Source organism: Cognatishimia sp. 1_MG-2023, assembly GCF_030548175.1.
In the GTDB taxonomy this organism is placed as follows: domain Bacteria; phylum Pseudomonadota; class Alphaproteobacteria; order Rhodobacterales; family Rhodobacteraceae; genus Cognatishimia.
The window spans coordinates 489,286-507,782 of sequence record NZ_JAUORX010000001.1 but is presented as its reverse complement, the minus strand read 5'-3'; the positions used below and the strand labels follow the sequence as shown (position 1 = coordinate 507,782).

General features: G+C 55.0%; 13 protein-coding genes. 6 read left to right on the top strand and 7 right to left on the bottom strand.

Annotated features, from left to right (window positions below):
* The first annotated feature begins 31 nt into the window (after nt 1–31).
* Complete coding sequence (locus Q4544_RS02405) at nt 32–1,237, top strand: polysaccharide biosynthesis/export family protein (protein ID WP_407063023.1); 1,206 nt, start codon at nt 32–34, stop codon at nt 1,235–1,237.
* On the opposite strand, the gene Q4544_RS02400 is transcribed toward Q4544_RS02405, so the two are convergent.
* The 3 genes from Q4544_RS02400 to Q4544_RS02390 all read right to left on the bottom strand — a co-directional run bounded on the left by Q4544_RS02400 (nt 1,234) and on the right by Q4544_RS02390 (nt 5,762).
* Nucleotides 1,234–3,756, bottom strand: a complete 2,523-nt coding sequence (locus Q4544_RS02400) for an ATP-binding protein (protein ID WP_303503804.1) — start codon at nt 3,754–3,756, stop codon at nt 1,234–1,236. The genes Q4544_RS02405 and Q4544_RS02400 overlap by 4 nt on opposite strands.
* A 24-nt stretch (nt 3,757–3,780) precedes the next feature.
* Nucleotides 3,781–4,296 (bottom strand): molybdopterin-dependent oxidoreductase, encoded by a 516-nt coding sequence (locus Q4544_RS02395; protein ID WP_303503803.1) that lies wholly within the window; start codon nt 4,294–4,296, stop codon nt 3,781–3,783.
* A 95-nt stretch (nt 4,297–4,391) separates the two neighbouring features.
* The gene (locus Q4544_RS02390; protein ID WP_303503802.1) at nt 4,392–5,762 is read right to left on the bottom strand and encodes a WecB/TagA/CpsF family glycosyltransferase; all 1,371 of its coding nucleotides are present in this window, start codon (nt 5,760–5,762) and stop codon (nt 4,392–4,394) included.
* A 249-nt stretch (nt 5,763–6,011) separates the two neighbouring features.
* Here Q4544_RS02390 and Q4544_RS02385 point away from each other — a divergent pair, with 249 nt between their 5' ends.
* The 3 genes from Q4544_RS02385 to Q4544_RS02375 all read left to right on the top strand — a co-directional run bounded on the left by Q4544_RS02385 (nt 6,012) and on the right by Q4544_RS02375 (nt 9,494).
* On the top strand, nt 6,012–6,626 hold the full coding sequence (locus tag Q4544_RS02385) for a response regulator transcription factor (protein ID WP_303503801.1): 615 nt from the start codon (nt 6,012–6,014) through the stop codon (nt 6,624–6,626).
* 119 nt (nt 6,627–6,745) lie between these two features.
* On the top strand, nt 6,746–8,203 hold the full coding sequence (locus Q4544_RS02380; protein WP_303503800.1) for a hypothetical protein: 1,458 nt from the start codon (nt 6,746–6,748) through the stop codon (nt 8,201–8,203).
* Nucleotides 8,196–9,494 (top strand): O-antigen ligase domain-containing protein, encoded by a 1,299-nt coding sequence (locus Q4544_RS02375; protein WP_303503798.1) that lies wholly within the window; start codon nt 8,196–8,198, stop codon nt 9,492–9,494. The genes Q4544_RS02380 and Q4544_RS02375 overlap by 8 nt, the downstream gene beginning before the upstream one ends.
* A gap of 104 nt (nt 9,495–9,598) precedes the next feature.
* Here Q4544_RS02375 and Q4544_RS02370 read toward each other — a convergent pair whose 3' ends face one another.
* Nucleotides 9,599–10,474 carry a hypothetical protein gene (locus Q4544_RS02370; RefSeq protein WP_303503796.1) on the bottom strand — a complete coding sequence of 292 codons (876 nt, stop codon included), beginning with the start codon at nt 10,472–10,474 and terminating at the stop codon, nt 9,599–9,601.
* An 84-nt stretch (nt 10,475–10,558) separates the two neighbouring features.
* On the opposite strand from Q4544_RS02370, the gene Q4544_RS02365 reads away from it, so the two are divergent.
* Complete coding sequence (locus tag Q4544_RS02365) at nt 10,559–12,217, top strand: iron ABC transporter permease (protein ID WP_303503794.1); 1,659 nt, start codon at nt 10,559–10,561, stop codon at nt 12,215–12,217.
* Between the two features lies 1 nt (nt 12,218).
* On the opposite strand, the gene Q4544_RS02360 is transcribed toward Q4544_RS02365, so the two are convergent.
* Together Q4544_RS02360 and Q4544_RS02355 are read right to left on the bottom strand one after the other, a co-directional pair.
* Nucleotides 12,219–13,076 carry a branched-chain amino acid aminotransferase gene (locus Q4544_RS02360; protein WP_303503793.1) on the bottom strand — a complete coding sequence of 286 codons (858 nt, stop codon included), beginning with the start codon at nt 13,074–13,076 and terminating at the stop codon, nt 12,219–12,221.
* 105 nt (nt 13,077–13,181) lie between these two features.
* Nucleotides 13,182–14,156 carry a Hint domain-containing protein gene (locus Q4544_RS02355; RefSeq protein WP_303503791.1) on the bottom strand — a complete coding sequence of 325 codons (975 nt, stop codon included), beginning with the start codon at nt 14,154–14,156 and terminating at the stop codon, nt 13,182–13,184.
* Between the two features lie 248 nt (nt 14,157–14,404).
* On the opposite strand from Q4544_RS02355, the gene Q4544_RS02350 reads away from it, so the two are divergent.
* On the top strand, nt 14,405–17,254 hold the full coding sequence (locus Q4544_RS02350) for a calcium-binding protein (RefSeq protein WP_303503789.1): 2,850 nt from the start codon (nt 14,405–14,407) through the stop codon (nt 17,252–17,254).
* Here Q4544_RS02350 and epsE read toward each other — a convergent pair.
* Complete coding sequence (gene epsE / locus Q4544_RS02345) at nt 17,240–18,460, bottom strand: exopolysaccharide biosynthesis GT4 family glycosyltransferase EpsE (protein ID WP_303503787.1); 1,221 nt, start codon at nt 18,458–18,460, stop codon at nt 17,240–17,242. The genes Q4544_RS02350 and epsE overlap by 15 nt on opposite strands.
* Nucleotides 18,461–18,497: the final 37 nt, after the last annotated feature.

The following is an 18,497-nucleotide window of genomic DNA, read 5'->3' as shown; positions in this document are numbered from 1 at the left end:
CATCTCGGCAAAAAAGAAGATCGGGGCGATAGTGGCGACTTTTAAATCAAATCCTTTGGCCCTCATGGCCGCAGCAGCGCTACTGAGCAGCTGTGCTGCAGTGAGCCGTCCAAACAACATTGAACCCATCGCAACCGGGCAGGGCTATCAGGCCCAATATCGTGATGTTGTCACCCGCCAAGACCAAAGCTACCTGACCTCCGCCCGCATGAACGCTGAAACCTGCCTGCCATATCGCGGCGGTAATGGCGGCAAAGGCTTTGCCGCTCAGGCGCTGCTAGGCGAACGCTTTTCACGCAACGACCTGCTGGACATCCGTATCGCAGAAGATGAATCGCTATCTGGTCGCTACGTGGTCTCACGCGATGGCACGTTAAAACTGCCCTTCATCAAACCCATCCGCACCCAAGGCCAATCCAGTTCCGAAGTTGAACTCTCCCTTGTCCTCGCACTGATGAAAGCAGGCCTATACGACGAACCGCCTGCCGTTTCCGTCCGTGCCGCCGATTTCGCCTCTGTCAGCGTTGGCGTATCCGGTGCCGTCTTTGAACCCCACCAAATCGAACTTGGCAAAGTCGCGGGCGACGCCATAGACCAAAACCGCGCCCAAGCGCTGGGCGCCTCAACCGAGGCCCGTAATCTCTCCGCAGCTCTACGCGCCGCAGGGGGCATTCGCCCAGATGCAGACCTGTCTGCCGTCGAATTACACCGCAAGGGCCGCGTCTATAAACTGGATCTTCGGGGCGTTTTCGAGGGCCAAAACAGTGTCGATGTCATGCTCATCACCGGCGACACCGTGGTCGTGCCATCCCGCCAATGTTTCCAAGATGACCTGATGCGCCCAAGCCCCATCAGCCCACCGGGCGTGACGCTTTTCCTATCCAACCTGACACAACCCGCAACCGGCAACGCACCCTCCGCCATTGGCCGTGACGTGCGTGAAATGCCCTATGGTACGCGATACTTACAGGCCGTAGTGGATGCAAACTGCGTCGGTGGATCACGCGTGACCAGCGCCCATCGTTCCGCACTGTTGATGTCGCGCAATCCAGAAACCAAAGTCTCGGTTGTGATCGAGCGCGACATCGAGGACATGCTCCGCCGCGCCGACCGCGACGATTATGATCCCTTCATTCTGCCCGGCGACGGCATCGCCTGCTACGACAGCACTGTCACCAATGTTGCAGAAGCCGCCCGCGTATTGGGCCTGATCACCGTGGGTGCTGCCCTAAACTAAGCGTTCGCCACCAGCCCCTCACGGGCTGTGGCCCAAGCCTGCGCCACCTGTTCTTTGGGCGCTGCCAAATCCGCTGCGCCCTCTGGCTTGGCCTCTTGTTCCAATCGCTGCAAAGCCGCATGAAACGCTTGCGCGCCAAACAATGCCGCCGTCGCGCTGATCTTATGGCATCGCTGCACGATCTCTTCACGGTCCTCTGCCGTTTGCACCCAGGCTGCCAACTCATCAGCCTCATCTAAGAAACGCGTCAGGAATTGGTCGTAATTCTCCCCAAACATAGCGCGCGCGTCCTGCGTTTCCGCTACAGGCGTGTCAGCCACAACCGGACCACGCCCCACACTTGCCAAAGCCGCGCGCATCTCTTCGATCTGCACAGGCTTGCCGATAAACCCATCCATTCCACTTTCGCGGAACCGCTTGGTGTCTTCAGGTAAAACATTGGCAGAAAAGGCGAAAATAGGCGTGTCTTTGGCATGATCAATCTCTGCCCGAATACGCTGCGTGGCTTCTAGCCCGCCCAGCCGAGGCATGTTGATGTCCATCAAGATCACATCAAACGTGGCCTTTTCAGCCCATTCAATCGCCTCCAACCCATCCTGCGCCCAGGTCACTTGGTGCCCCTCAGCCTGCAACATCTTTTCAACGACAAAGGCGTTCATCTCGTTGTCTTCAACCAGCAAAATCTGCAAGCAATCCACCAACGCCGCATCCGCATCCTCACCAGAAGCCGCCGCAGGTTTGTGCCCCTTTGGCATCGGCAAGCGCAGCCAAAACACGCTGCCCTCACCAACCGTGCTTTCCACGCCGATCTCGCCACGCATCAACGAGGCCAGCCGTTTCGAAATCCCAAGACCCAGCCCCGTGCTGCCAATCTGCCCACCATGACGCGCGCCAGTTTCGAAATCTTCAAAGATCCGCTCTTGATCCGCTTCGGCAATCCCAATTCCCGTGTCGATCACCCGCATCTCAATCAGCGGCGCCCCGTCTTTATGTCCAGTTTGCTCAACCTCAATGTCGATCCGTCCGTTTTCAGTAAACTTGATCGCATTTCCCACAAGGTTCAGCAGAATTTGCTCCAGCAACCCTTCATCGCCATGCACCCAATCCAACGAAGGGCCAATCCAGCTCCAGCCAATGGCCGTCTGTCGGTTTTCAGCAGGGCCACTTTGGCTATCCACAATCTCTTGCAAAAAGGCACCCAGATGAAAGGCGCGCTCCTCAATTGGCAATTTACCACTTTCAAACCGAGCAATATCCAGAATGGAATTCACATGTTTCAGCAACTGCCGCCCGGAAATGCTCATGTTTCCAGTGAATTGCGCCTGCTCAGCATCTAGCTGAGTATCACTCAACAACGACAGATTGCCCAACAACCCGCTCAACGGCGTACGAATTTCATGGCTCATAACGGTCAAAAATTCTGCCTTGGCCTTTTCCCCCGCAAGCGCCTGATCTCGCGCTTGGCGCAGCTCTTCTTCGGCCTCAACCTGCGCAGAAATATCTCGCAAAAACGCGATCAATATCTCGCCATCCGCACCAGTCGCGGATTGCAACGCCAGTTCTACCGGAAAGATTGTCCCATCCGCGCGCGCCGCTTCAATCCGAATGCGCCCATGTCCCACCAGCTTTTTCTCGCCCGTGCGGATCATGCGGTCCATCCCTGCCTGATGCGCGGCCCGCAGTTCAGGGGGCACAATCAAATCACCAATCAACTGCCCGCGAATATCCTCAAGCTTATAACCAAAGATCGCCTCAGCCGCGGCGTTGAAATCCACCACGCGCCCCGTGTGATCTGACACAATCACGCCATCCAAAGAGGTCGACAGAATCGTCTCCATATGCGCATTCGCTCGCGCCAATTCCCGGCCACGCATCCGGCTCTTTGTGGCCGTCGCACGGGAATAAACCGCCAATACCGCAAGCGTCGCAATCAAAACCATCGTGACCCAAGTCAACTGCCATAGCGTTGCAGACAGGCGTTCACGCAAGCGATCAGACTGAATCGTAAAATGCCCCAGACCAGACACATAAAGCCCGCGCACAGCCGGGCCCAAGGCCTCCACCTCGGCATTAATCTGCGGCAATGCCGCAAACAATGCTGCGTCATCCCCGTCAATCAAAGGGGCCGTTTCATTCAGAAACGCTGCAATCGCCTCGGCAGAGGCCGCAAAGGCTTCGACCTGACGCGCGTCCTTAAACACCAACCCCTGCGCAATAATGTCATGGCGGCTAAAGAACACGTCAAAATCCTTGCGCAACCGCTCAAGGTCCGGCGGCGCGTTCTCCTGTGCCTCGTGTATAGAAAGCCGAAAATTCAGATACTCAATCTCAACCTGCGACAGTGTCCACTGTACCGTATCCGTCTTGGCAGAGCGCAGTTCGTTTAGGTCGACAATGACGCTCCGCGCCAGAAAACTCATAATCGCCAGGCACATAACTGTGGCTGCCGCAAAGACCCATCGACCGGCCTTACTGTCTTTGGATGAATAGATGTCAGATACGCGCGTCCAAAATGCCACTTCAATTCGCCTTAATGTGTGAAATCACTTAACGATGTGAAGCCTATTAAGCTGCCAAATGGAACGCGCGTAAATGGTTTCTGTGCGAAATTTTGCTGCGCGGTCAAATGGGTACACAATCCAAAGCGGTCCTTTGGCTCTACGATGCATCGGTGCGCCATCCATTTCAAAGGCCACAAGGGCCTCTGACATGATGGCGTCATCAAACGGAATTTGGATGGCGTAGTCGTTCAGTGCCTGTGCTTGAACGACTACGCCGGAAGTTGCGCCAACATGTTTAAGCAAATCGCGCAACAACACCCCTGAAAAACGATGGACCCCGTCGGTCCAGATAGTTGAGGTGACGATCTCTGTTGTGCCGATGGCCCGTAAAGCCGTGATGTCCAACGTGACCGTCACCTCTGTGCTGCTCCTCATCCCCGAGACTTCAAGCACAGCTTCAGAAGCATCAGGCGATGCTGTCGTGGTATTGGCAAAGACTGGGGCAACGAACGTCAATGCGGTCAAAACCAGTGTCAGCATCATCTTCTGAAGTTTCATGGTACTCCCTTCCATGCCTCATCATTGCGCAGATCACTTTCAAAATCTGTGGCTCGGGTGGTTAGGGACCTATCCATCCGGATAGGTCATTAGGGTCAGTAGGCACCGCGCCCCGAAACGATGGTCCGCACCGTGAGCCAAATCAGCATGCTGTCCAACAGAACAGAGCGCGACTTCGCATAGGCCAGATCCATCTCGATCATCTGATCAAATCCAATGTCTGCTCGCCCAGACACTTGCCACAGCCCCGTCAGCCCCGGCTTCACCGCCAAGCGTTTCAGCGCACGCGCCGGATAGACCGCAACCTCTTGCGGCAGGGCAGGGCGTGGACCAACCACAGACATCTCGCCTTTGATGATATTCAGAATTTGCGGCAACTCATCCAAAGAGTACCGGCGCAGCACCCGTCCTAGCCGCGTCAGCCGCGGGTCGTTCTTGGCCTTAAAGCAAACCCCATCTCGATCCGACTGCGCCAATAGCGCCGCGCGCTTAGCTTCGGAATCCACGGCCATCGACCGCAGTTTATACAAGGTGAACGGTTTCCCATCTTTTCCAACGCGTTCTTGGCGAAACAGGGCAGGGCCTTTGCTGTCCAGACGAATAAGCCCCATCAAAATCAACAAGACCGGTCCAAGGATCAACAAACTCGACAGGCAGAGCGTTAAATCCATAACCCGTTTCAAAACAGCAGACCGATTGGCTTGCGTCAACGACCAATGCGCGGCCCGCGCCAAAAAGGTGACATTGCCGATCAAATACCGTTTCGCCAAACGACGCGGTTCCATCATCAACCGCCAGACCCATTCCGCCTTGGCTTTGCGCACCACCTTCGGCGCACGCCGCACATTGCCCGCCCAGAAATCCAACAACCCGCCAACCGACAGACATACCTGCGTTTTCAACTGGCCAAAGTTCTGATCCAGCCACAACTCCTGCATCGGCACGCCCATGGCCACCAGCAGAATATCTGCCTTTGACGCATTGATTGCCTCAACCGCACCCTGCGTCCCGCCATAGCCATCGCGCGTTCCCGCAATCCGCAATCCCGGCACCTGACGACAAATCGTATCCGCCGCCCGTTCCGCCGTACCCGGTGTGCCACCAAACAAGAACACCGATAGCCCCCGCTGTGCGGCCTCTTTCAAAAGCTTCGGTGCCAAATCCGTACCGTTCAGATTGGCGGTGATGGTCTTGCCCTCCATCTTCGCCGCCAGCTCAACCCCAATCCCATCCGGCAGAACCATATCCGCCCGCGCCAACGCTGCCTTGTAATAAGGATCACGCGTCGCGACATTCACACAATGCGCGTTCAAAAACGAAATACACCGCCGCCCCGGGGCCAACATGGCCTGCACCGCTGCCTGCGCAGTCGCGCTGACAATGCTTTGCCCCATAACCGTAATGTGCGGCAGCACGGCTTGGGTGTTTGGACCGCTCTGTAGGGCCACCTGTGAATGAAAAGTCATAGTCTCGCCTCCGTTAACCTTCATTCAACATCAGGCAAAAACAGAGAGGCCGCGTTAACGCTTATGGCTGAAATATGGTCTATTGTGATGGCGGTGACGAAAAAAGACGTTTTAATTCATGCCTTTGGAAAAAATCATATCCCTTTGGGTAGAGTAGTAGCCTGATGTTTCCCCCGGAATATTCCCATTTGCGCCACAGTTGTGGGTGAGTATTGCAAATATAACGACCTATCGAGCGAGGGTTCGACTTTGAGAATATTAATTGCCGATGACCATGACCTGCTGCGCGATGCGTTGGTGGCCTTCATGGGAAACGAAGAAAACATTGAAACCCACACCGCCGCCGATCTAGACGCGGCCTGCGCCCTTATTGATGGCGAATACACCTATGATTTGGTCCTGCTGGATTACAACATGCCCGGTATGAACGGCCTCGAGGGGTTGAAAATCGCATCAGAACGCAATGGCGTCCACCGCGTCGCCTTGATGTCCGGAGAAGCCTCGCGCGAGGTTGCAGAGCAAGCGCTTGAAATGGGCGCCGTCGGGTTCATCCCCAAAACCTTGCCCGCGAAATCACTGGTCAACGCGATCAAATTCATGGCCATGGGCGAAAAATACGCTCCACTTGATTTCATGACCGCAGAACCAGAGGGCAATGATCATCCCTTGCTAAAAGGCCTGACAGAACGCGAAACCCAAGTGCTGCGCGGCTTGACCGAAGGCAAATCCAACAAAGAAATCGCCCGCGATCTCGATCTGTCGGAACCCACCGTCAAACTGCACATCAAAACGCTCTATCGCAAACTAGAGGTCGGCAACCGGACCCAAGCGGCCCTGATCGCCCGCGACCAAGGCGTGTTTTAACGACCTATCCCAATGTCCCAAGGGCAGCCCGTTTGCCCTCGGACACTCACGAAATCCCTCATATATCAAGCCATCAAACGACCTAGTCTGATCCAAGAGCATTCTTGAAAGACAGGTCCATGGCATTTCAATCTGACATTTCAAATTACCAAAGCAACGCCGCCTACCTCAGTCGCTTGGACGCTTTGCTGCGCAAACGCAAACCCGGCCAACCGGGCTACATGGTGCGGCGCGTCATTCGCTATTCCGGCGTCTTCCTGATTTGGGCCGCTGCAATCTGGACCCCCATCGTCGGCTACCTGACCAGCGTCCCACCCAGTTACACTTCGCAGATGTCGCTGATCTTACCGGGGGCAGGGGTCTCGTCCTCGGTCAATATCGACAGCATTGGCCAAGCCAGCAGCTACGCGTCATCCGCCTTTGCCAACAATTCCATCAGCCCCACCCAGACCTACAAACGCCTGATCCGCGCGGACCGCATCATCAACGCCGCCGCCCAGCAACTCGGCACGCCCGCCAATGCCTTGCCGCGCCCCAAAGTCACGCTTGTGGATCAAACCGGTCTGATCCACATCGAAATCACCGGCGGCAGCCCGGCAGAGGCCCGCGCCCGCAACGAGGCCGTGCTTAACGCTTTCTTCACCGAAGTAGACGCGCTGCGCGATGACGATCAATTCGTTCGCGAAGAAGGCGCTGTGCAGGCCATCGAAGAATACCGCGACAGCGTATTGGCCACCCGCACCGCCGTAGGGGCTTTGCAAAACGAAACCGGCTTTCTGTCGCGCGATCAATTCGCCGCCCAAGTGGCCGAAAACGATGCCCGCTACGCCCGTGCCTTTGCGCTCAAGGCGGACCTCGAGGAAAAAACCGCCTATGTCTCGGCACTCGAGGCCAACCTAGGCCTTTCCGCCCAACACGCCGCCCGCGCGCTTGATCTCTATTCAGACCAGGAATACCTCGCCCTTGTCGCTGACATCGCCGACAAAGCCGCCGCATTGTCAGAGGCCCGCTCGCGTTACGGCTCCCAGCATCCCCGCCGTAAAGAGGCGGAACAGGCCTATACCCAAGCGCAAGAGGCCACCTTGCGCGCGGCCATCGCAATCACTGGGTTGCCCCGTCAGACCGCCGCGCGCCTCAACGTGTCGCAATTTGGCGACCGAACAACACTCTTAGCCGATCTGTTACGCAACGAGGCTGACCGCGCAGGCCTGCAAGCGCAGTTTGACACGCTTAACAACCGCTTCAACCAAGAACGCCGCCGCTTAGAACGCGCGTCACGCGCCGCCGCCCAACTCGAGGATTTGCAGCGTGACTTCCAAGTTGCCGAAGCGGTCTTTGCCTCGGCCATCGCCCGCGCGCAGTCATCCAAAACCGATGTCTTTGCGTCCTATCCTTTGGTGCAAGTGCTTGAAAATCCATCATTACCAACCGATCCTTCGTCGCCCAGAAAGAAAATCGCCCTGTTGGCAGGCATCGCAGCAACCTTGCTAATGCTCATGGCGCTGACCTTGGGTTGGGTACGTCGGGGCCTAATCAACTGGCTGCTTGGTCTGCGGGAACGCGAAGACAATGGATAAGCTCTCCCCAGAAAATCCCGCCGAATGGCTCGCCTATAAAACGCTCACCTACACGTGGCCGCTCTATGCCATCGGCGCGCTCTATATCGCAGGCCCCGTGATCGCGTGGTCGCTTGGCACCTTAGCCGTTGTGGCGCTTTACCTAGGCCCCGCCATGCGCGTGGACCTCAAGCCGCATCCAATCCCGCCAGTGGTCTGGGCATGGATACTGGGCATGGGCGCAATGCTCCCAATCCTGTGGCTGGGGCACATCAATTGGAACTTCAGCGCTGCGCAAACCATCAAATCTACAATTGGCTGGGCCAAAGGCTGGGCTCTGATGGCGCTATTCCCTTTGGCTGGCGCTGTCCTGCCCATTCGCCGAAGCATCTTGATCCGCGGTCAATGCATTGTCGGCCTATGGGTGCTCTGCCTCGCGCCTCTGATGCTCGCTGCCCCCTACATCGGATTGCCTGAACGGATTTTCACATCACCCCTAAAAGTCGTCGGCGGGCCGGGGCCGGAATACTTCACCGTCTTCCTCTTCACCTACGATCCCGCCACGTGGTCCCCAAGATGGCAGTTCTTCGCCCCATGGTCTCCCTTTGCCGCGCTACTAGGCGTGATGATGGTGCTCTTTGCGCTAGAGGAAGAAAACCGCAACTGGCGCGCCATCGGCATCGCCGCCGGAACACTGATGGTGCTCGCCTCAAAATCCCGCATGGGTCTTGTTGGTCTTGTCCTCTGCACCATGCCCCCACGCGCCTTGGGTCTGATGAGCAAACGCTGGGCATGGTTCACCGCCGCAGGACTCACCGCCAGCCTCGCGATGACAGCAGATCGGTTGATCCAAACCTTAACAACCGGCATCGCCACATTCAAAAACGCCCGCGCCGACAGCACCCGCGTGCGCGCGACCTTGCAACGCATCGCCGAAGAACGCTGGTGGGAAGAAGCGATCTGGTTCGGACACGGCCGCCCAGCCCCCGGCGGCCACATCGTCGAATACATGCCCATCGGCACACATCACACGTGGTACGGGTTGTTGTTCGTAAAAGGGGTCACCGGATTTCTGGCGTTAATGATCCCGCTGGTCTTTCAAACGCTCCTCGCGCTCGCCGATACCATCGCCTCGACCAGAGGCCGCTTGCCGCTCGGCATCCTGATGGTGATCCTTCTGCTGTCCTTCGGCGAGAATATTGAGATCGAGGCATATCTGCTTTGGCCCGGTTTGATGGTTCTCGGAATCCACGCGCGCGAAATTGCGGAGACGTCATTTGTGCAAGCGCCGACAGGGGGCGTGCCGGCCTAAATCTGCTATTTGCATAGGAATGAAAAAGGAATCGTACGTTTCAGCACATGAAACGTACGAATCTCACATTTACCAAAAATTATAGCGGCGCGCGTTGCGTGATATTAGGGCTGCAAGAACCGCACATTTGGCAGCGTCTGGATAAAGTCAACATCCGCCTCATACATCTCTGTTACAGCGGCAACATGTTCATCCGTCCAACCCGGATAATCAATGTCTTCTTCCAACACATCTTCCACCGCGAACTTTTCCAAAAACGCTGCTGTTACGCGCTGTTTTTGCTCGACAGACATGTCAGGTCGTTGTTTTAGAAAGTCAGAAAACCGGCTAAACCCTTCATCTGACATGATTTCTTTGATGAACCCAAAGTTCCCGCGCAGATCGAAAGTGTCATCGACACCCGCCAAATCGCGGATCAACTTATCCCAAATCAGCGGCGTATCTTCGTTGCACCACGCGGTTACCGGCGTCGCTGGAAAGTTTTCGCAAAGCCGTTCCATGAACTCAGACCACCGCAAATTCATCGGATCGCTATGGCTAAGCAGCGCATTGATGTCCTCGCCTTGATGGCCTTTCATCAATCCCTGAACAAAGTTGGCAGGGTTGCAAATCGCGTAATACAGCTCAACATCAGCCCCATCAAAAAGATGAAGGAACGCGCCTATGCGATTGAAATGACCGGGAAAAAACGAGTCGTTAGATACAGCAAGCCGTGGTACGCCCAAAAAGTTGTCCATCGAAAAGACAACCCGATCCGCTTCTCTGTCGCCAACAACTTCGTCGAAAAACTCCATCCGAAGCTCGTCGTCGCCAGTTCCTTCTTTGAACCGGTTGATCACCGGTTTCATCCGGCGCCGATACGCAGAGGGGCGCGGAATGACAGTGCCAGCCTCAGCCAAAGCCTCTCGGTTTTTGCCTAGGCAAAGTTGCAGGCGGTTTTCATCTGTATATGGCGCACCAAAATGTAAAACGACCTGCATATAAACACTATTCTTTCTACTTCTTTGGTTCACAATATAGCTTCGTTTCTGGACAGTGAAACCAGATTCAGGCAACAGAGCGACATGAAACTGCTATCACAGACCCTCAATCCGCGTTCCACATTGGGCTTGGCCTTAAATCCATGGTCCATCGGAGCTGTTTTGATTTGCGCAATTGTTCTTATTCCGATTGTCGCTGTGGCTGTCTTAGCCTTCTTCCCAACCGAAAATATCTGGCCACATCTTTTGGCAACAACGTTACCTCGGTATCTGCAAACCACGGTTATCTTGATGGTCAGCGTCGGGCTTTTAGCCGCTTGTATCGGCACGGGCGCCGCATGGTTGATCACGCGATATAGCTTTCCTTTGTCCCGTTGGTTGGAGTGGTTGCTGCTGCTTCCGCTGGCGATCCCTGCCTACGTAGGGGCCTATGCGCTGGTCGATTTCCTGGAATACGCAGGGCCAATCCAAACTGGGCTAAGGGCTTTGTTTTCATGGGAGAATTCACGAGACTACTGGTTTCCAGAAATACGATCCATGGGCGCTGCGATCTTGGTCTTGGCCGCGTCGTTGTTCCCATATGTCTACATTCTTGCGCGCGCCGCTTTCAAAGAACAATCCGCCTCCGCCGAAGAAGTTGCGCAGTCTTTGGGGGCAGGGGCTATTGGTCGTTTCCTACGTGTCGGCCTGCCATTAGCGCGACCTGCTATCGCTGCGGGTGCGGCCATTGTCATGATGGAAACGGTGAACGATTTTGGCACCGTTGATTACTTTGCGGTGCAAACCCTAACCACCGGTATTTTCAATGTTTGGCTCGAAAGCCATAACGTTGGCGGTGCTGCTCAAATTGCCTCTGTCGTTCTGGTCCTTGTTATCTTTTTGGTCACGCTCGAGAAAATTAGCCGCCGTAAGATCAAGTTTTTCAACCTTTCCAGCCGCCATCGCCCGGCGAAAAAGACAAAACTGACTGGTTTTTCTGCCCTAGCAGCAACATCGGCATGCTTGCTGCCTTTCTTGTTCGGCTTCGTTCTGCCCCTGTCGGTGATCCTAAGCCACGCCCTAGGCAACCCAGATCGCTGGACGGATGCAGGCCTTTTGCGCGCGCTAACCAATACGCTAACCGTTGGCGGGATTGCCTCCGTTGTCACCGTATTGGCAGGTGTGTTCTTGGTCTATGGGGTGCGCTTGTCAGGGCGCAGCTTGCCACGTCTATTGTTGCCTCTGACCACAATTGGTTACGCGGCCCCCGGTGCTGTTTTGGGCGTAGGGATATTGATTCCATTGGCATTTGTGGATCATCGCCTTGCGGATTTGATCGAAAAGATCACGCAACAACCTGCGGGTTTGATTTTGACGGGCTCGGCGTTTGCTTTGGTCCTAGCCTATTGCGTGCGCTTCTTTGCGATTGCTCAGGGGGCTGCAGATGCCGCAATGGGGCGGGTGTCCCCCAGCCTTGAAATGGCCGCGCGCTCCCTTGGACGGACGCGTGCGCAAACCTTGCGAGAGGTCTATTTCCCGTTGATCCGCGGCTCTATCGGCTCGGCCCTGTTACTTGTCTTTGTGGATTGCGTAAAAGAACTGCCAGCGACCATGCTATTGCGGCCCTTTAACTATGAAACACTGGCCACCCGCGTGCATGATCAAGCCAGCTTAGAAAACCTAGGCGATGCCAGCCCCGGCGCAATCATGATCGTTTGCGTGGGGCTGTTGGCTGTTTTGCTTTTGGCGCGAGCGAACCGCTGAACTAGGCGCTCAGTGCAAAGTCCCAATACAAATCGCGCGCCCGTTTGCTAAGCGGCCCAAAGGGCAGGTCGCGTTCTTGGAAGCGCGCAACAGGCATGACTTTGGCAATGTTACCGGTGCAAAAAATTTCTTCCGCATTTTCAAAGTCTTCGACTTTCAACGTGGTCTCAATCACCTCTGCGCCATCGGCCCGCAACAAGCCAATAACGCGCTGGCGGGTCAATCCGTTTAAGAAGCAACCGTTTGGAATTGGAGTAAAGACGGTACCGTCTTTAACCAAAAACACATTGGTCGATGCAGTTTCGGCGACATTACCATCAATATCCAGCGACAGCGCGTTGGAAAACCCGCGCGCACGGGCCCATGCCATGATGCGACCATTGTTGGCATAAAGCGATCCTGCCTTTGCTTCGGTTAACGCCATGTCTTGCCGAGGGCGGCAGTAGGGCGCGACCGTCAGCGAAAAGCCTTCTGCCTTGGGCATTGGTAATTCTTCGATACATACTGAAAACGCCGTAGAATTTGGATCAAGATCAATAATGCCCGGCGTGCTTTCGGTCGCCCACATCATCGGGCGAATATATAGCTCTGCATCATCGGCATAGGTCGCGACACCTTCTTTCACGATCTCAATGATCTGATCGCCAGTGATTTGTGGTGTCATGCCCAGAGCTTCCGCAGAGCGGATCAAACGATGACAATGCCCGTGCAGATCAGGCATGACGCCTTGGAATTTGCGTGCGCCATCAAATACCTGAGACCCAAGCCACGCAACGTGGTCGGCCGCGCGGATCACCGCAATATTGCCGTCCTGCCAAGACCCTTCGAAATAGGTCCGCACGTTATTGCTGAGTGCCATGATGTCCTCCATTGGCGAAGCTTCAGGTACAGCTCCATAACGCCGCAACAGTACTGGCCGCAAGACCCGCGCAATAATCTTTCGCGCCAATAGGAATGTGTGACTTTAGCTCAGTCGAAGAACAGGTTGTTGATTGCTGTAGTGTCTGGCTACCAAACGCTTTTGGTTGCGCGAGCTAGGGATATGCCGTGCGGGTATGCTTTCGACCATTTCGGCAATTTCGGGGAAGAGGGCCAAAATCTCTTCCTTTGCTTCAGGAGCCAAAGTTTTCAACGCTTCTTCGCCTGTGAATAGGCTTTCCGAGGGTGCGTCCTCTGCGAAAATAACCTCGTGGGTGTCAAATAACAGGTGATGATAGGTTACGAGTGCGTCGTCACGCTCTACAAAAATACCGGGCAACATTGTCAGTTTGACGGCTGAAACCAACGCTTCGGCGCTGCCGAACATGCGTTCTGCGATCTTGGATTGCACCATCATGCGGTGCTGACGAGACACCAAAAGATCACGTGTTGGCAGGCCATTCCCCAAGGCACCAGCCGTAATCCGAATTGGACGCATTTTGTGGTTCTTCGTCAGCGTTTCCACTGAAAGAGTACGGCACATATTCATGACCAGCGGCTTATAGTCACCACTCGACGTCAAAACCAAATCGCCGGCCACCAGTTTTTCAACCGGGACTTTGCCCTGTTTGGTGGCAATCAACGTGCCCGAAGTAAAGCAGACGACCTCGTCATAATCCCAACCAACTGTGTGGCTTTGATAGTTGCCAAAAGTCGCGCCTTCTGTGAAGGCTGACCCTTCTTGCGGCGCGAAATACCAACCACCATCCGACGTATAGAAAAAGTTGAAATCCTCGACGTGCGAGTTGCCATCGGTATCCGTAAAGTTAACGCTGATTTTGTAGGGGCTGCCACCGGTTACATTCGAAGCGCCGCCATCGATGCTGACGGTTTCATTGGCGTCGCTTGAACCGCCAACTGAGTCATCGTCATCGTTGAACACGGCCGTATGCGACGTGTTATACTGGGCATTGTAACCAGTGCCGCTCCATTGGAACACTTGAAACGTATGTGTTGGCATATCTGGCCTCGCTCAACCTCGTGTAACGCCCTTTTAGGCGCTTCTATTTTGGATCAATCATACTCCTAATAAAGGGGAGTTGTCCAAGAAATTCACCGTAAGGTTTAGTTGATCGAAAAGGCGCTATAGGCGCACGATAGCGTGAAAAGTTAGAATTAGAACAACAGGATTTGCGTATTTTCCCCCTGCAAATTTTCAAAGCCATGCTATGTGAATTGGGGTCAAACGCTATGGATTAGGTGAAAATGATGAAGCACGGTTTGCTTGCGATTGTGGCATTTGCGTCTTGGATAGGTGCGAACCTTGCCTTTGCGGAAACAGAGCCGCGTAAGATTTACGTCTTTGGTAACAGCTTGATCCATCATGCGACGGATAGCGACGAAACAACTGTGCCGCATTGGCTGGCCTATTTCGCCGAACAGGACGAGCGTGCATTTGAGCTGGACGGAGAATGGGGCTTTCTACGCAATTGGGCGGCTGAGCTACCGCCATCTCCGCAGTGGGGCTTCAAAACAGTGACGTCGGCCTGGTCGCGCCAATACCGCACCTTTGATCAGGTTGGGTATGATACGATCCTTATGAATCCCGCCAATTTCGTGCAATATCAAAGTGCCGACACAGCCTATGATGGTGACAATACAACAGGGATTTCGCCGTTGTCAGCCACCGTTGATCTATTGGACGGCGTGGCGACGGATAAGCGGTTTTATATCTACGAAGGCTGGGCAGACCTTGCGCCATACTTGCGGAGCTTTCCACCAAATGCACGCCGTCTGCGCAAGTATCATAACTTCAATCTGGGTGAGTTTCACGATTGGCATGTCGACTATGCTGAGCAAGTGATGGCTGCGCGCCCTGACGCGAAGGTCACATTGATACCTGTGGCCCGTGTATTGGCTCGCGCCGCGCTGGAAACAGGACTAGGTGATATTCCTGTAACCGAATTATATTCCGACGACGCCCCGCATGGCACGGCAACGCAGTACTTTTTGGCAGCAGCGGTGACCTACGCTGGGTTGTTCGGCGAGGCTCCAAAACTTGGCCCGTTGCCGCAAAACGTTCATCCGTTGGTAAAGACGCATTTCGCAGACCTGTTGCGCATCATCAAAGAAGAGGTGCCTTTTGAGATTGCGGCAGCATCCGTTGCGCTAGAACCCATTGCCACCCAGAAGGTGGCCGAGGTGCAAATTCAGAAACCGCCCAAAACCGGTGTGCCGGCGCTTGGCGTTGGGCTAAACGGCATCGCCGATTGGTCAACTCAAGCGCCCTTCGTGAACCACATGAAATCCGCGCGCCAATGGGTGGGCCATTTACCTGATCAATTTGGCGGATGGGGCCAACCAGAGCTGGTGGCTGGCGGGCATTTGGATGCAGATGGCTGGCCGATACGTATTCCGGATGAGCTGGTTAAAATCGAAACTCTGATGCTGACGGATTTGCCCGAAGATGCAAAATTGCAGGCAGGCGTCTATCGTTTGACTTATGAAGGCACGGGCAAGGTCGATCTTGCCGGAACCGCGCGGCCAATCAAATACGGTGATCGGGAAATCTGGTTTCGGTTCCAACCGGGTGAAGGGTTCATTGGTATTGTTCTAAATGAAACAGACCCAGAGGGCATTGGGGACTATGTGCGCAATATCGCGGTGGTTCGTGAGGATCAGATACCGCTTTATGAAGCTGGTGTAGTGTTTAACCCCGAATGGATTGCGCAGATCGAAGACCTGCGGCTTGTTCGGTTCATGGATTGGATGTTCACCAATGGGTCTGAAATCTCGACATGGGATCAACGGCCTATTGCGTCTGATTATAGCTTTACGCGGCGCGGAGTACCGCTGGAATTGATGCTAGAGCTCGCCAATCAGATTGGTGCCGATCCATGGTTTAACATGCCGCACACGGCTGATGACGCCTATGTAGAGGCCTTTGCAACCCAAGTGCGGGACGGCCTGCGACCGGGGTTAAAGGCTTATACTGAATATTCAAACGAGTTATGGAACTTCCTCTTTCCGCAAACCCATTGGGCTGTAGCGCAAGCGCGTGAACGTTGGGGCGATGCAGGCGAAGAGGATTGGATGCAATTTGCCGGCATGCGCGGTGCCGAAATGGCGCGAATTTGGACGGACGTGTTTGAGGATCAAGCGGCGGATCGTTTGGTTCGCGTCGCTGCCACTCACACAGATTGGCCGGGGCTGGAATTTGGCCTGCTGAACGCGCCTTTGGCCGTTAAAGATGGGGCGGAAATACCGCATCAGCTTTTCGACGCCTACGCCGTCACCGGCTATTTCGGACATGGGCTTGGCACTGACGAAGGTGCGCCAGAGATTTTGCAATGGATCGCTGAAAGTCAGGCCGCTGGTCGGGGGTATGATCTGGCCGTTGAAAAGGTTGCTCAGAAATTGCGGGACGGATCGTTGACCCATTTGTTGAAAGAGGCGTGGCCCTATCAAGCCAAAGTCGCCAAAGATCATGACCTTGATTTGCTGATGTACGAGGGCGGCACACACGTCGTTGGCGTCGCGCAATGGACAGGGGATGAAACGCTTACCGAGTTTTTCAAACATCTGAATTACACGCCAGAGATGGCGCAGCTTTACCAAGAGCTTCTAGCGGGTTGGAATGCGCTTGGCGGGACAGTGTTCAACGCCTTTGTTGACGTCGCCATGCCTACACAATGGGGCAGTTGGGGGGCTTTGCGGCATTTGGCTGACAGCAATCCGCGACACGATGCTTTGGTGGAATACAATGCTGCTGGACCGGTGTGGGCAGATGCCCGTGACGCCTCAGATTTTGCTCATGGGCTGCGACTAACTGGAACCGATAAGGCCGATGTACTGGTTGGGACCGCGTTTGACGACATCCTGTTCGCCGGGGCTGGCAATGATGAACTGACTTCAGACGGGGGCACCGATTATCTGCATGGCGGGGCAGGTGACGACCACGCTGTACTGCCGGGCTTCTTGGAAGAATACCGTTTCTTTCGCGAGGGCTCGCGCCTGCGGGCGACATCGGAATACGGCAATGTCCGCCTTTTCGCGGTAGAGACGATTGCCTTTTCTAAAGCGCCTGATGTGATCTTGTCAGTCTCAGATTTCTTCTGAAATCCGCAGATCAAGGGATTCGCGCGCAATTAACTCGGCCCCCTTATCGCAATTGAATTTCGCGATAATGCGGTCGCGTCCAGCTTTGCCTAGGCGCATTGCATCTTCTGGGTTCTGCGCCAAAAGCTGAATGGCTGCTGCGATATTGTCAGGTGATTTGGGTTTCACCATCACACCGTCAACGCCACTGCGGATCAATTCCGGCACGCCACCTGCGTTGGTGCCAATGGTTGGAACCTCGCAAGACATGGCTTCCATATAGGCGACGCCAAGGGGCTCGTGCCAACTTGCCAACACGAACAAATGTGCGTTCAAAAGGTAGCGGCGCACCTCTTCTGCGCTGATCGCGCCCAATAGGGTAATGCTGTCCCGCAGGCCAAGTTCTTCGATCTTGCTTTCCAGAACCCGACGATATCCGCTGCCCCCATCGTCATCTTCGCCCGCAATATCGAGGCGCGCGTCAATGCCTTGGTCTCGCAATTGTTTGACGGCTTGCATCAAGTCCTGATGGCCCTTGACGATGTTTAACCGTCCACAAGAGAACACGCGCAGCGGTCCGCCAGGTCGGTGGGGCATATAGGGCAGGTCGCGTTTCAGGGCGTTCACATCTACGCCCATCGGCTGCACAAACAGAGATTTTGGCAAGTCCGCCCCAAGCTGCTCAGGCAATTCTCGTCGAAGTTTTTCGGTGATGACGGTCGCGAACTTTGCGTGGCGCCATTTCAACCGCTGACCGGGGCCGTAGTCAGACATTGGGCCATGTAGGGTAACGCTATAGCTTGGCCCGCCTAATCGGTTGGCCAACATTGCGACCAGCGCAGATCGCCCGCAAGAATGCGCATGGACATGGGTAATCCCCTGCGCGGAACAGCTTGCTTTAAGCTGATGGGCCGCAGCTGTTGTGATCGCTAAATCCTTTGCTAGCGCTTTGCCTTCGCGCATAACGTCCTTGGCCCAGACCATTGGCGACACACCAATGGCGGCTTGAGCAGCTGCCATTGGATCAACTTTGCCAAGGTATTCAGTGCGCGCCATCGCCTCTTCTGACCACTTATGAGAAATTAAGCCGGGCGGTGGTTTTCGCGTACTAAACAGGGCGACTTTGATCCCCATTCGTTCAAGCGCAAGGATTTCACGCCAAAAGAAAATATGGGTCTGGCCCGGAAACTCCGGTATCAGGTATCCAAGAGTAGGGGATTTGATCACTGGATGCGCTCGATATCTGTCGTTAGGGGTGCGTGAA